The sequence below is a fragment of the Bacteroides sp. AR20 genome (assembly GCF_964250605.1).
GTDB lineage: Bacteria > Bacteroidota > Bacteroidia > Bacteroidales > Bacteroidaceae > Bacteroides > Bacteroides uniformis.
Genome location: NZ_CAXUGK010000003.1, coordinates 23,124 through 38,464, shown reverse-complemented (window position 1 = coordinate 38,464; position 15,341 = coordinate 23,124). Strand labels below are relative to the sequence as shown.

Sequence of the window (15,341 nt, the reverse complement as noted above, 5' to 3'; positions counted from 1 at the left end):
TAAATTATCAATTACAAATTAGTAATCGTTAGCCACTAATACTTCATTTCCGTCCTTCATCAAAAGAGTTTCATCTGTCCTGTCATCTCGTCCAGTATGTCCCCTTCGCTTTTACCGTGGTCGGGGTCCAGAATTTCCGGTTCTTCATCCGTTTCCTGCTCTTCGGTTTTCTGCGAGGGTTCAGGTTGGCGGGTAGGCTCTAATTCGTTGATGGTTTCTATAGTATAGGTGGTCAGGCGCTTACCTTTTGCTTTGAAGCCTTTCACGGCGATGAATTCGTCGGCTTCCACCACCATCGGCTCTCGGAAATTGTCGTGGCCGCCAAACACCACCTCTAAACGCGGGTAGCACTCGTCTGTCAGCAGAATGAGGCTGCTGTTCTTGTTTTCTCCCAAGTAGTTTTGCTTGCGGGCGGTTGCCTCGAAGCAGAAACGCTTGATGTAAGGATAGTTCTGCTGGTCGGCATCGTAGAGTACGGCGGTCCATACTTTGTTCGGATCGTATTTCTCCAATACGCGTATGCCATCGTCATAGTGATTGTTCAAGTCGAAGTTGGTGGCATAGAACTCTCCGCTGTTCTGTACGACAAGGATGGTGTCTTCGCTCTGGAATTCTCCGAGATATTCTCCGCGCCCGTCGTAGTTGAGACGTAGCACATCACGGTCGAACCAGACTTTCCGTCCACCCAGCGTGGAGCCTCCACGTTGTTTCAAGGCTATCTTGTGTACGGGGAGTTTCGTGAGTATATTTCCCATGGCCTGCCGTCCCTTGATATTGATGTTGCTGAAATCCTCCTCGAAGATAATACGGCGTACACGGGGATTGGGTTTCAGGGTTACCTTGATGATTTCAGCTTCTCCATTGGGATTGGCGGTGAAGTAGGTGATACGGGAGTCGGGAGTACCTTGCGTCACATCGTATTCGCGGTCACGCACCACGGAAGTGATGGCAAAACGCTTGATATAGCTTGTCCCCTCCTTGCCGTCACGGTAGCAGACATTGTAGATGGTACGTTTGTCGTTCTTCTTAAAAATGTTGGCATAAAGTATATTCTTGCCCACGAACTTCTTGTCGGCCACCGGTGTGATGATATATTTTCCATCGCGGAAGAAGATAATCACGTCATCTATGGGCGAGCAGTTGCCTATGAATTCGTCTTTCTTCAATCCAGTTCCGATGAAACCCTCTTCGCGGTTGATGTACAGCTTTTCGTTGGCTTCGATGACTTTGGTTGCTTCGATGGTGTCGAAGTTACGCAGTTCCGTGCGGCGGGGGAAGGCTTTGCCGTACTTGTCCTTCAACATACGGAACCAGTCGACGGTATATTCCACGATGTTTGCCAGATGGCAGTCTATCTCCTCTATGTCCTTTCGCATGCGTGCTATCAGTTCCTCTGCCTTGTCGGAGTTGAATTTGAGGATACGTGCCATCTTTATCTCCATCAGCCGGAGGATGTCTTCCTTGGTCACTTCGCGGATAAAAGTCGGGTAGTAGGGAGTCAGGCGCTCATCGATATGTTCGCAGGCGGCATCCATGTTTTTGGCTTGTTCAAACTCCTTATCCTTGTAAATACGTTCTTCAATGAATATCTTTTCGAGTGAAGCGAAATGCAGGCTTTCCAGTATCTCTCCCTTACGGATTTCCAGTTCCTGGCGTAGCAGTGCCAATGTGTTGTCGACTGATTTGCGCAATACATCACTCACGGTGAGGAAGTGGGGCTTTTGGTCGTCGATGACACAGCAGTTGGGAGAGATGCTCACTTCACAGTCGGTGAAGGCATAGAGGGCATCGATGGTCTTGTCGGATGATACACCCGGGGCTAGATGCACTAATATTTCCACACTGCCGGATGTTAGGTCCTCTACCTTACGTATCTTGATTTTTCCTTTTTCGCTGGCCTTTACGATGGAGTCGCATACACTGGCCACCGTTTTCCCGTAAGGAATTTCCTTAATGGCAAGTGTCTTGTTGTCCATCTTTTCTATTTTGGAGCGCACGCGTATCGCACCGCCACGTTCACCGTCGTTGTATTTGGATACATCGATACTGCCTCCCGTCTGGAAGTCGGGGTACAGCTTGAATTCTTCGTTGTGCAGATAGCTGATGGAAGCATCGCACAGCTCATTGAAGTTATGTGGTAATATTTTGGATGACAGGCCTACGGCAATACCTTCCACACCTTGTGCAAGCAGCAGTGGGAATTTTACCGGTAGTGTAACCGGTTCTTTGTTTCGCCCGTCATAAGAGAGTTTCCATTCGGTGGTCTTGGGGTTGAATACCACGTCCAGTGCGAACTTGGAGAGACGTGCTTCGATATAACGGGGGGCAGCGGCGCTGTCACCCGTCAGAATGTTACCCCAGTTTCCCTGGCAATCCACGAGCAAGTCCTTTTGTCCCAGTTGTACCAGAGCATCGCCGATAGAAGCATCACCGTGCGGATGGAACTGCATGGTATGTCCTACGATGTTCGCCACCTTGTTGTAGCGCCCGTCTTCCATGCGGCGCATGGAGTGGAGGATACGCCGCTGTACGGGTTTCAGACCATCCATGATATGGGGTACGGCACGTTCCAATATAACGTATGAGGCGTAGTCCAGAAACCAATTCTGGTACATGCCGCTCAGTTGGTGCTTTATATTGGCATCCTTTGCGTCCGCAGGTTTGTAATCCGAGTGTTCTTCGCTCCCGGCCGGGAGTTCCTTGTCCAAATCATCTTTCGGTGCTTCAAAATCTTCGCTCATATTTGTTCGGGAATTGTCTATTCTATGATATTACTGATTTTTCAGTCGCAGGCAAAAATACAATTTTTGTTCGATAAATGAGAATTTGCGCGGAACTATTGTGCCAAATCCTTCCCATTTTTTAAAACTTCTGCCCGTTAATGGAACCAATCTGTCTCTTTCCCGTTAGCGGAATTATATTGAGGACGTGCTTCCGCCTCTTTGCGGACAGCGATGTTGCTTTTGTCTTTCTTGCCGACAAGTTGGCAAGGTTTTGCCACCACATTGGCAAAGCTTTGCCAAAGGCATGGCAAAACTTTGCCAATATGGTGGCAAAACGCTGGCAAAGTAACTTGCTGGCTTGTTGTGTGTTGGCTCGAATTGTGCAGCGATATCATCACAAGGGTGAAGAGATACTGGGCAGATTCTGCCGACGGATTCATTATTTTGTGAATTTCCATTCGTCAAATAAGAACTTTCCGTTCCCGAATACGAAGTAAATGTCGTGTTTGCCTTTTATCCGTTTGTCCAACGGCTTTGTCAATGTTTGCCACGTATCGGTATCAAAGGTCAAGGTGGATAGGAGCGGACCGTCTGGACTGTCCATGTGTATTTCGATGGAGCCTTTCCCTTTTATCTTCATCTGTATGGCTTGAGGTGATTGCGGGAATTCTGCACCGCGGACACAGATGGCCTGTCCGCTCTTGTTTCCTACGGCAGACATGTTGCCTGTCTGTCCGGTAGGTTCAAAGGCAACGCCGCGTGTGGCGGCTGTGGTCTCGGCCTGTTGCTGCGCAAACGGGTCGAGAGGCTTGATTTGTGAAACGCCCTTGGCTGTGGCTGTGCCCATGTGGATAGTGAGGTCCTTTTCGTCCACCTCTATTTCTTCCACGCAGATACTGCGGACACCCACTTTGAGGTCGCGGCTGTCCTGCAAGCCCAGTGAGTGGTAGAAGAGATAGTACTTCCCTTGAAATTTTACCAGATGTGTATGGTTGTTGCTGTCGGACATGCCATAGTCGCCGGGATTTTTGAAGTAGTTGTCCCGATAGGTCCAGCTGTCTGTCTCAAGTGGCGTGCGACTCGTCATGTAGCTCATGCAGCACCGGCTCGGCTTGTCTATATCCTTGTGGGGCCATGCATCCCGGTTCTTCCAGTTGGTGTTGTAGGTGTAAATCCAAGTGCCGTTCAGATAGTTCAGTTCGTTTGCTTCAAAGTGGTATGGCGCTTTTATTTCAACTATTTCGCTGTCCAGCGTCTTCATGTCATTTGCCAGCCGCACGATGCGTGCGTCTCCGGGAATGTAGTCGTCGCTGTCGCCCCCGCCAAAGGAGAGCCAGCCGATGCCCTTGTCGTCGATGACTACTCCCGGATCGAAGGGAGCTTTACACTTGCCGAGTCCTGGAGTATTACCGTCTACCACACATTTGCCCAATGGGTCTGTCCAGGGCCCCACGGGGGAAGTGGCAGTCAGCATACCTACACCGGAACCGCTGTTGGAGTAGTACAGATAGAAGTGTGTTTTGCCGTCGGCCTCCTTGCGCGAAGCGATGGAAGGTGCCCACGAAGCCATTCCCCAGGGAGCCAGAGCCTTTACATTGATTACTCCGTGATAAGTCCAGTTCACCATGTCGTCAGAAGAGACCATCGTCAGCGAATGGATGTGCTGATAGGTGTTTTTCCCGTTACGGCCCACTACATCATATTGCTGGTGGTCGTTAGTGCCGTACACATAAATGCGGCCGTCGTGCACCACTGCTGTGGGGTCGGCCATGTATTGGAAGTCGAGAAGGGGATTGGCATTGCCGGTAGAGAACTTGGGCGAGAATTCAAAAGATTCTTCCAAAGCGCTGTCTGTAGAAACCGGAATGTTTTCAGAAGAGGCAATGCTGTCTGCCCGGAAGGGGGCTAAGGGGATGCCTTCCGTTGAAAAAAGGTTGCCTTGAGCAGCGTCACTGAAGCAGTAGCGAATGGAAACCGGGCTTTCGATTCCTTTTACCGGGACAATCAGCTTTCCCCCGTCTATCCTGGCCCGGGCCTCTTGCCATTCCTGGCCGGCTGCGGCCATCATCAGCCCCTCTATCCTTTTCCCGTGTACGGCCAGTCCGTTCTTTATGTCTTTGAAAGAGATTGTCACATGGTTGCCTTTGCGGCAGGCGCTTTCAAAGACCGGGCTTTTATAGGGGCCTGCATATATATGGTATGTATCGTCCAGTGCAAGATTGGCGAGACGTTTGCCTACGCTTCTTTTGTCACGTGGATGGATGTCCTGCACATTGTCCACCAAATCTGACACGGTAATCATCTTGACCTTGTCCAGCATTTCGGGCAACATGGCCTGCTGCTCGCGTAGCAGTGCCGGTCCGTTGTCTTTGGAGTGGTATTGGAAGGGGGCTATCTGGACCAGATAGAATGGGAATTCCTTGTTAAATCCGGTACGCCACGAGCCTATCAGCCGCTGCATCACCCGGGCGTAGGAGCTGGCACGGCCTTGGTTGGCTTCTCCCTGATACCAGATGCATCCGGCAATGCCGTAGGGCATCACGGGATAAATCATGCTGTTGTACAACGTGCCTGTTTCAGCCGGAAACCAAGGATTGGATTCATACGGATAGTCGCACAAGACCGGGTCGCTCATTACGCATTCGCGGGGCGTCCATGTCTCGGCGGTGGTTCCGCCCCATGCGGCTACGATGATTCCTACCGGCACGTCCAGCTCTTCCTGGATGTTGCGGCCGAAGAAGTAGGCCAGGGCACTCGTGCTGCGCATCGTTTCGGGCGTGCACTGTGTCCATTGCGAGAAACAGTTTTCTTGAGGGAACGGGGCGGCTATTCTGGCCACGTGAAAAATTCGGAGATTGGGACAATGGGCATTTGCCGTTTCCTCGTCTCCGTTCTTTATGCCGTGGTTGGCGCTCCATTCCATATTGGATTGTCCGCTGCACAGCCAAACTTCGCCTAGCATGACATCGGTCAAGGTTACTTCTGACGAGCCGCTGAAACGAATCTCATAAGGTCCGCCGGCTTCGCCGGAAGGTACACGGGCTGACCATTTCCCCGTATTATTGACTTGGGTTTTGATTATTTCTCCTTTCATCCATTCGGGGGCGATGGAAATTGTTTCTCCCGGAATACCCCATCCCCAGAAAGTAAGTTCTGAGTTACGTTGTAGCACCATATGGTTGGAAAATATGGCAGGGAGTTGTATCGCTGCTTGCAATTTCAGGATGCCGAGCAGCATAAATAAACTTAAAAGGGTAAGATAATGATGATATTTTTTCATACGAGTATTTATTTCCATAATGCAAATTAATAGCTGTTTTTAGAAACCATTACATTTTAACCGTTACTTTTTTCCCATTATAAGCCACTGCCTTTTTTGCGCCATCAGCAGTTACTATGTTGAATTTCCGTTCTTTCAACATACCGGAAAACTCTCCTTTCCGATTTTCAATAGTGAGCATGCGAGTACGGTCATTCCATTTCATCGTAATGGTGCTGTACATTCCTTTTTCATAATTGTAGTTGTCATTCTCGTCTTCGTAAAGTGTGAATTCGCCGTTACAACCGGGATACACTTTTATCTCCAAGTTGTCCCATGATTTTTCGGTGCTATACTGCACTTCGGGACCTATTGGCAGGATGGAACCTGCTTTCACATAAAGTGGTAAAATGTCAATAGGGGTATCTTTCACGATATATTGTCCGCCGGAGTGTTTCTGATTGGTCCAAAAATCATACCATTCCGTATTTTTAGGCAGATATATTCGCATAGACTTAACGGTACTGAAATCTTCTACACGGATGGTGTCCGAAACTGTTTGGGTATACATGGGTTGGGTTACAGGGCATACCAATAGGGATTTGCCAAACATATACTGATTGTGGATGTTCCACACGTTGCGATCGTGGGCAAAATCCATTGCCAAGGCACGCATGAAGCTGGACTGATTGGCAGTTACCTCCCAGGCAGTTGTGTAGATGTATGGTAACAAACTGTAGCGTAACCGAATGTATTTCTCAATCGCATCGTATATTGGCTCGCCTTTTTTGCCGAATTGATAGATTTCTCTGGGAGCACCTTCCCCATGTGATCGCATCATGGGACAGAATGTACCGAACTGTATCCAACGGGCATAAAGCTCGCGATAATCCGGGTCATCCAGCATCAAGGGATATTGCCATAGGAAGAATCCGCCGATATCGCTGTTCCAATGGGGAATGCCGCATAGTGAGAAGTTTAATCCCGCAGGTATTTGCTTCTCCAAAACTTCCCATGATGCTGTGATATCTCCTGTCCATGTATTGGCACCATAACGTTGCTGGCCGGCAAAGGCTGAGCGGGTAAGGATAAATACGCGTTTATCCGAAGTTACGGCACGCTGGTGGTCGTACACTCCACCTACACTCATTAAAGGGTAGGCATTGCGTACTTTACGGAATGACCCCAAATAGGTGGGCGTGTCAAAATCTTCAGGAATGGGGTGAAAATGGTCGGGTTCGGTAGAGTCCATCCACCAGCCGTCTATACCCACAGAACGTAGGTTCTCGTTCAGGTACTTCCAATAGATGTCGCGTGCTTGCGGATGGTAGGCATCGTACACGCGGGCACCGGATGGATAGTCCATATTGGGAGGCCACTTCTCGGAACCGGATTCGGGCCATGTGCGGAAGTTGAAGAGCATGTTCCCTTTATCCAACTCGTGATAGGGTTTGGTATGTGGTCCGAAAGCTGACCAAATGGAGATGATAATGTGGGCATTCATTCCGTGTATGTCTTCCATCATTTTTTTGGGGTCGGAGAATTCTTCGTTCAAAAAATCCATTGCGTTCCACAGGTAGTTGCTTCCCCAGTATCTCCAATCCTGGATAATTCCATCGAGGGGCACACCCAGTTCGCGGTATTTTTGCACTACGCCAACAATCTCTTTTTGGCTTTTGTAGCGTTCACGGCTTTGCCAGAATCCATATGTCCATAATGGAAACATGGGCACTTGTCCTGTGAGGTAGCGCATCTGGGCAACTACTCCATCGGCATTTTCGCCGTACATGAAATAGTAGTCAATGCAGTCGCCGACTTCAGAAAGGAAGGATGTCTCTTCTTGATTGTCTTTGAAGATGGTTGGCGAATAGTTGTCCCAAAAGAGACCGTAGCCTTTGACGGACTGGAAGAAGGGAATCACATCCTCAAGATTGTCTTGGATAAGGCGTTTGGTCTGGTTACGTTGCGACATTTTGCCGTTTTGCAATTGTCCCAATCCATAAATAGCTTCGTCTTTCTCTAAGGTGAACGATTGATAAACGCTGAAGGTTTTTGTGCCAGCATCGTTGAAATCATCAAAACGTGCGCCTTTATTTTGTTCCTGCAACAGCGATTTTCCATCGGAAGAGGCAAAAGTTATTTGTCCGGTCTCTTCGTTGAGATGGACTGTAAGCTGATGGCTTTTGATAGTCAATATGCCCCCTTTCGAAGAGACGGATAGTTTTACTTTTTCCGGTTGCCCGATGACCGACAAACTTTCTTTGGTATACTTCCAGCCGTCAGGCGATTTTAAGATTCTCACTGTGACAGGAGAGAAGAAGCTAATATCTATATTTATACCTTGCACAGTGCTTTTTATGCCTTGTGAGGTGCGTTGGTAGGTTTGTGCTCTGCCTTGTTCTGCTATGAAAAATGTCAGCATCAGCAGGACAAATAGTCTTAAAAAAAATCCCTTTTTCATACAATATCAGCAGTTTAACGGTTAGTGATTTTCAGTACCAAAGAAATAGGATTGGGTGTCTTGTCTTTGGGAAGGTCAATAAGCAAGCCTTTGGAAGTTCTTCTGAACTTTGCCTTTCCACCTCCTAATAATTCTACCTTTTCGATTTCTCCTTTGCAGTAGGGACTGCCGGTAGCCAGTGATTTTATCTGTATTTTTCCGTCTGAGGGCCATTTCATGATATGGGCATACAAGTATTTCCCTTTTTTCACAAACCGGATGTCGGCAGAAGTGTAGGGTGCGTTCTTGCCTTCGTTGAATCCTGCTCCGTCCAAAGGTATTGCTGTTTCTGTGGAGGGACCTTCACCATAAATACACCAGGGACGTGTGTCGAATATTCCTTCTCCGTTCACCTCCATCCAGGCGGCTATGTCTTCCAGAATTTTTTCTTCCTTGTCGTCGATGGTGCCGTTTCCTTTCATTGGTACGCTTAGTAATAGGTTGCCATTTTTACTGACGATGTCAATGAGCATGTGGATGACGGTCTCGGCTGATTTATACCAGTTGTCTTCGTAAGCAGAGCGGTTATAGTGCCAAGTACCGAGGCAACTACAGGTTTGCCACGCCTTGTCCTGGCATTCCGATGGAACCCCTTTTTCTACATCCCATACGATGGCCTCTTTATGTTTAGCTTCCAGCTTCTTTCCGAAGACTACGGCATTGAGATTGCCCTTGTGAAGCTTCATGTTTTGGTTATAGTAGTGCGACACGACTTTCAGCCCCGTATCGTTGATGGGCCAGAAGGGGAGTACGCTGTCGTCGAAATAGACCAGGTCGGGATGATATTTGTTTATCATGTCCACTGTGCGGTCGAAGAAGTTGTCGTAGTAGCTCTGTGGGGGGACAGAGGTTCCTTCGGGCCAGTCCCATGCAGCCCAAGCATGTCCGCTCAGGGCATGATTCTGTACGTATAGCTCTTGCGGGTCGTAGCCTTCCCACCATTTTCCCTTGCCGTCTTCCTTAGTCACTACGCGGGCATCGTAGGAGATTCCTGCGTATGGGCCTTTCTTGTCGGCTCCTTGTGCAGTTTCATACCATGTCCAAGCATGGGAGGAGTGGATGCTGACACCGAAGGGAAGTTTGTTTTTGCGGGCCGCTTTCTCCCATTCGCCCAGTACGTTTCGCTTGGGGCCCATGTTGACGGAGTTCCATGATTGGTATTTACTGTCCCACAAGTCCATGTTGTCGTGATGGTTGCCCATAGCAAAGAAATATCGGGCACCGGTTTTCTTGAAAAGGGCTACCAGCCTCTCCGGATTCCATTTTTCGGCTTTCCATTCGTTGATTACATCCTTGAAGCCGAATTCCGAAGGATGTCCGTAATGCTCCAAGTGCCACTTGTAGGCAGCACCGCCCTCTTCGTACATGCCACGACCGTACCAGTCGCCGGCTTCGGGTTGGCATTGCGGACCCCAGTGTGCCCATATGCCGAATTTGGCGTTGCGGAACCATTCGGGCACTTCGTATTGGGACAATGACTCCCAGGTAGGTGAGAACTTGCCCGGTTCTGCTTTCTCTTGTTGTGCCAATGCACTGCCCCCTTGCAGGATGCAGGCGGATAGGAGAATTGTTTTAAAGATGTTTCTTTTCATACCTTTATTGTTGTTTACAAAATGTTTATTCCCTTTTTGAATGCATTGATGAATGGATTATTCTGTTTTGTCCATATACTCCATGATAAACCCATACCGGTAGGAGCGATTGCCGTCAATGGTGTATGGCTTCATGGTCTGTGCGCCCCATCCGTCGTTTCCACCTACTCCGTGTATGTTGGAGTCGATATTCAGGTTGATGAAGTCGCGTTCGGGCAGTTCGTGCGCATGCTCTTTCCCTTCCAGGTCTTCTTCCCCGTAGGGCCATATACGGAAACATAGGGGTTGCAAGCCTTTGACTTGTATTTTCCATCGCTCACTGTCTCCCAGCATGAACCAGCGTGTATCGCACCGGTTGGCATTGTCTTGCGGTACGATGTAGTTCGTGATAAATTCGTGTATGCCACACTCGTAGACTCCCAGGAAAGCGGCGCTCTTGCGGTCGGGATAGTTCTCGAACTTGCCGCGTCCGTACCAGGCTATCCGGTTCAGCGCCGAGGGCATTCTCATGCGCATACCGAATTTGGGCATCAGCGGAATATCTTCCTTTTCAGGCTGATAGGTTGCTTCTACTTGTATGCGGCCTTTGCCGTCCACAGTGTAGCGGAGATGGTAACCGGCTCCTATCCGGGGGAGGGAGAGACTGGCATCCACTATCACCATACCATCGTTTACGGTTGCTTGGTATGCCTTTACGATACGTTTTTGCTCTGCATTTTTCCAAGCGCTCAAACGTTCATTGTAGCCGTTGCGGACCTGAATGTCATTTGCCGGTTTCCAAAAATAGGGTTCCAAGGCACTGTGCAACAACTCTTCTCCCTTGACTCGCCAACTCACCAAAGCACCGGTACCTTTTTCTATGGTGAACAAGGCATCGGCGGCTATAATTTCCACCGCTTCGGGTGTCTCCTTAAACGTGGCCTTCCCGCCGTCATCCTTCAATTGTGGGAATTCATAGTCATGATACGTAAGTTGTTCCTTGGCAACTTTGAAGCCCTTCTCTGCCCACGTCGTGGATTCCTTCAACGTGGCATATACATTGAGGCAAAGTTCCCCACACTTATCCGGTCTTGAAGGTACCTCCAGCAGATTCCCTTCGGACAAGTGGAGGTCGCCGTTGCGTACAGCCTTTCCGTTGCATATCCACTCATAGCTGTAATCGAATTCATCCAAATCGGAAAACGCATACCCGTTGGTCAATTTGATTTGCTGTGTTCCCTTCTTTTCAAACTTGATGTATTGATATACTTTTTGTACTTCATAGTAATGGGGGTGAGGCACCCGGTCGGGAGATACCAGCCCGTTAATGCCGGTGGGACCGTCGTTGGGATAGTCCCCGAAATCTCCTCCATACGCCCAGAATTCATCGGGCAGTAATGGGAGTGACGAGGGGCTCTCGCCGAAACTTAACGGTGCACCGTTAAGCTTTTTAGGAATGCCTTGGTCTACCCAGCACCAAATGGCAGCTCCGATAATACTTTCGTCCTTTTCAATCACATCCCAATACTCCTTGAGGTTGCCGATGGAATTTCCCATGGCGTAGGCATACTCTCTCATGAATACGGGGCGGTCGGTTATTTTCTCGCCAAGTTCCTTCAAAGCGTCGGGATGCAGATAAGCTTCGTCATAGACATCGGATACGGTGCGGTCTGTATCGTCGTATATCGGTCTGGTGGGGTCTAAGGCACGGATTGTGTCTGCCATAGCTCGCAAATTGGCACCGCTTCCACCCTCGTTGCCCAATGACCAGAATAGGATGCACGGATGGTTCTTGTCCCTTTCCACCACGGCTACTGCCCGGTCCACATGGGCCAGTGTCCATTGAGGGTTGTCTCCTAATACTTTGTTCCCCAAACCGTAGGCATGACTTTCGTGGTTCGCTTCGTCCATTACGTAGATTCCATACTTGTCACATAGCTCGTACAGCAATGGCAGATGTGGATAGTGGGACGTGCGTATCATGTTGATGTTGGCTTGTTTAATCAGCCGGATATCTCTCTCCATCGTCCGGCTGTCGACAAAGAATCCCATACGGGGATGGAAGTCGTGACGGTTCACTCCTTTCAGCTTGACGGCTTTCCCGTTGACTTTGAAGACGTCTCCCGCGATTTCTATTTTCCGTATGCCCCAATGGTATTCGAACGATTCCAAAAGTTCATTCTTCCTGCGAAGCTTGATGTGGATGTCATATAGATGCGGTTTTTCGGCAGACCATAGTTGAGGCTCCCGGAGCATTTCGGACAGTGTGACGCTCGTTTCAGAAAAGGCCTGAATAGTACCTACGGGAGCCACCATTTTTTTGTCGAGTTTATTTCCTCTGTTGTCTTTCCCCACCAGGTTTATTTCTACGGTCAGGTCTTTTACTTTGCGGTCGGTCTGGTTTCTTATCCAAATTTCGGTTCCGAATGTAGCTGAACGCATGTCGTCCGACAAGTCGCTGCTGAACCTATAGTCCCGGATATTTGTCCGGGGACGTACCCATAGCTCTACCGGCCTGAGTATTCCACTAAGCCGCCACATGTCCTGGTCTTCCAGATAACTGCCGTCCGACCACCGATACACTTCCACTGCCAGACGATTGGCTCCGTTCTTCACAAATTCGGTTATGTCAAACTCGGCAGGCGACATCGAATTCTGGCTGTAGCCTACCCGCTCTCCGTTTACCCAGACATACATGGCCGATTTTACTCCTTCAAAGTGAAGGTATAGGCACTTGTCTTTCATATCGGGCGTCACTTCGAACGTGGTGACATAAGAGCCTGTGGGATTTCTGTGCCCGTAACTGTAATATTCGGCGGGAGGCTCGCTTGTCACTCTGGGTGCATCCTTCTGGAAGGGATAGTTTACGTTGGAATAGATAGGTTTCCCATAACCTTGCAATTGCCATGCTCCCGGCACTGTGATGGTATCCCATGTGTCGGTATTGAAATCATTCTTGTAGAAGTCGGCCGGGCGCTTTCCCGGGTCGGCAGACCATTGGAATCGCCACTTGCCGTTCAGGGATATGATTTCTTTGCAATCGACTTTTTGCGAAGGCAATGTCAGTGTGGCATGATACGGCTCTTTGTTGATGCCGACTACAATAGGATTCTCCCAGTCCGGAGCTTCTTGGGCGCCGGCATATAGGGCACTTAGCAATAGAAAGGCAAATATCTTTTTTCTCATTTTTTCTCATGTTTTCTGATGGTCAATAAACTTCCATGATGAGAACTCCCCAGGGGGGCAATGTTACATGGTCTCCTTCTTTTACAGTCTTGCCGGAAATCAGCTCTTTGGATGTCGGATAGTTATGAGTGATTTCTTTACTCTCGCTGCTGTAATTGAAGAAGTAACGGATGGCTTTTCCGGCTTTGTTTATTCCCGAACGCTGTATGATGGGGAACACGTCGCTCTCTGAAGAGATGATACCGGCATGGATGGCTGCCTTTCGCACGATGGCATTCAGCAATTCCTGCGAAGGGTAGGCTCCTATGTAGGTCAGTTTGCCTTTGCCATACTTGTTTTCGGTGACAACGGGCCATTTGCCGAAGAACGGATGCTCTGCATAAGCCAACGGGGTGGCTGTCTCGGGAATCAGGAATTCATACCAGTCGCTTATCTGGTTCTTTCCCTCTAATTGAAAGGGGTTATCCTTTAATGATAAGTCACCGATAGTGGAGAATTCCTGGTAATGGAAGCCGCAGGCTTTGCGTAGCGGCCCGGGAGCCAAGGTGGCCCGAACTGCGGAGTGCTCATTGCAGTAACCGCTTTTGTGCATCATTACCACGTGTCCGCCGGACTGTACGAATTCATCAATGGCTAATAGCAATTGGTCGGTAGCCACATACAAAGGGGGAATGACAAGCATGTCATATCCGCTGAAATCGGTTGTCTTGTCACAAGGGATGATGTCCGTTTCTATGTTTTGGAAATAGAGGGCTTTATGCACCATATCAATGGGATAATTGCTCTTGTAAGTGTAGGGCATGAAGCCGAGAGCATGATAAGAATCATGACTGTAGAGGATAGCTACCCGGTTTTTCTTTTTCAAGTTCACGATGTGGCTGCCTATTCTTTCCAACTCTTTGGCGGTGGTGGTGAATTCCTTGTATATGCGGTTGGGCTGGAGGTCATGGCCCAGCACGCCTCGCCAGTATGTCTCCTGCCCGTAGTGCAGGGTAGACCAGTGCCAGTATTCCACCATATTGGCTCCGGAAGCATAATGTGCGTACACATTCTGCCGCAACTGGTTGTCGTAGGGAGGAAACTGGGTGCGGGCATCCCAGCCGATGCCTTGTGCGTTGGTTTCCATGACGATGTAATTGTTGTCGGCCACGGTGCGCACGAAGTCACCGGCATAAGCGATGCGCTGGCCGTCTTGTTTATCCTGTACATCGTGATAGACATTGATGGCAGGATATTGCATCTGCCTGAAACTTTCCACTTGGTCTATATTATGGAAGTCGGGCATAAAGCAGTGGGTGACAAATTGGTCTTTACGCTTGTATTCATTTACAAGGTCGCACTGCCAATTCAGAAAATCGGCCACTTCCTTCCGGTTATAGCGTTCCCATTCATTCTTGTACGAGGGGCTTGTCACTCCATCGCGCGGATAGAACTCTTCCCAGGTGTTGATGTTCATTCCCCAGTAGTTCATTCCCCATTCCTTGGCAAGCAGATTCAGGTCATTGTTGAATTTCTGTTTGATGTAGTTCCTGAATCCGAAGAAATAGTCTCTGTTGTTTACTCCGCGCGCTTCTGTTTCGTTGTCCACTTGATACCCGATGACTGCCGGATGCTGTGCATATCTTTCCAGCATCTTGCGGATAATCCGTTCGCAATAGAATTGGTAGGTCGGGTTTGTAAAATCCATGTTCTGTCTGATTCCATAATAGGCTTTGTTTCCTTTGGCGTGTTCTGCCAGCACTTCCGGGTGTTTGTATGCCAGCCATGCAGGAATGGAATAGGTGGGAGTTCCCAAGATGACTTTGATTCCTGCTGCATGCATCTTGTCCAGAATGCGGTCCATCCATTCAAATTCAAAATTTCCTTCTTGCGGCTCAAATACTCCCCAGGCAGATTCTCCAACGCGCACTACTGTCAGGCCGGCTCTTTTCATCAGCCGGATATCTTCATCCAGTCGCTCATAGGGCATATATTCATGATAGTAGGCTGCACCATAAAGCACGTTGTCGAATGAATACTGCGCTTTTATTTGTAAAGCGCTTAAAAACAACACTAATAGAATAAAGTAATTTTTGTTTTTCATAATCTTACCAGTCCGATAC

General features: G+C 48.9%; 7 protein-coding genes. All 7 read right to left on the bottom strand.

All coding sequences use genetic code 11. The features are described 5' to 3' along the window. Positions 1–59 precede the first annotated feature (59 nt). The 7 genes from ACESTD_RS02635 to ACESTD_RS02605 all read right to left on the bottom strand — a co-directional run bounded on the left by ACESTD_RS02635 (position 60) and on the right by ACESTD_RS02605 (position 15,322). Positions 60–2,741, bottom strand: a complete 2,682-nt coding sequence (locus ACESTD_RS02635) for a DNA gyrase/topoisomerase IV subunit A (protein ID WP_098031823.1) — start codon at positions 2,739–2,741, stop codon at positions 60–62. A 137-nt stretch (positions 2,742–2,878) separates the two neighbouring features. Next, positions 2,879–3,181, bottom strand: a complete 303-nt coding sequence (locus tag ACESTD_RS02630; protein ID WP_005830309.1) for a hypothetical protein — start codon at positions 3,179–3,181, stop codon at positions 2,879–2,881. Further along, a complete protein-coding gene (locus ACESTD_RS02625; protein WP_229031904.1) occupies positions 3,163–6,003 on the bottom strand; it encodes a family 43 glycosylhydrolase in 2,841 nt (946 codons plus the stop codon). The genes ACESTD_RS02630 and ACESTD_RS02625 overlap by 19 nt, the downstream gene beginning before the upstream one ends. 49 nt (positions 6,004–6,052) lie before the next feature. After that, positions 6,053–8,443 carry a TIM-barrel domain-containing protein gene (locus tag ACESTD_RS02620; protein WP_009037730.1) on the bottom strand — a complete coding sequence of 797 codons (2,391 nt, stop codon included), beginning with the start codon at positions 8,441–8,443 and terminating at the stop codon, positions 6,053–6,055. Between the two features lie 14 nt (positions 8,444–8,457). Then, a complete protein-coding gene (locus tag ACESTD_RS02615) occupies positions 8,458–10,074 on the bottom strand; it encodes an alpha-L-fucosidase (protein ID WP_009037731.1) in 1,617 nt (538 codons plus the stop codon). A gap of 57 nt (positions 10,075–10,131) precedes the next feature. Continuing rightward, positions 10,132–13,239 (bottom strand): glycoside hydrolase family 2 TIM barrel-domain containing protein, encoded by a 3,108-nt coding sequence (locus tag ACESTD_RS02610; protein ID WP_057256299.1) that lies wholly within the window; start codon positions 13,237–13,239, stop codon positions 10,132–10,134. 22 nt (positions 13,240–13,261) lie between these two features. Then, the gene (locus ACESTD_RS02605; protein ID WP_005830295.1) at positions 13,262–15,322 is read right to left on the bottom strand and encodes a beta-galactosidase; all 2,061 of its coding nucleotides are present in this window, start codon (positions 15,320–15,322) and stop codon (positions 13,262–13,264) included. Positions 15,323–15,341: the final 19 nt, after the last annotated feature.

Bases quoted from the DNA above. Each gene is read 5' to 3' on its own strand.
- ACESTD_RS02635 (WP_098031823.1), bottom strand. From the start codon at position 2,741: ATGAGCGAAGATTTTGAAGCACCGAAAGATGATTTGGACAAGGAACTC.
- ACESTD_RS02630 (WP_005830309.1), bottom strand. From the start codon at position 3,181: ATGGAAATTCACAAAATAATGAATCCGTCGGCAGAATCTGCCCAGTAT.
- ACESTD_RS02625 (WP_229031904.1), bottom strand. From the start codon at position 6,003: ATGAAAAAATATCATCATTATCTTACCCTTTTAAGTTTATTTATGCTG.
- ACESTD_RS02620 (WP_009037730.1), bottom strand. From the start codon at position 8,443: ATGAAAAAGGGATTTTTTTTAAGACTATTTGTCCTGCTGATGCTGACA.
- ACESTD_RS02615 (WP_009037731.1), bottom strand. From the start codon at position 10,074: ATGAAAAGAAACATCTTTAAAACAATTCTCCTATCCGCCTGCATCCTG.
- ACESTD_RS02610 (WP_057256299.1), bottom strand. From the start codon at position 13,239: ATGAGAAAAAAGATATTTGCCTTTCTATTGCTAAGTGCCCTATATGCC.
- ACESTD_RS02605 (WP_005830295.1), bottom strand. From the start codon at position 15,322: ATGAAAAACAAAAATTACTTTATTCTATTAGTGTTGTTTTTAAGCGCT.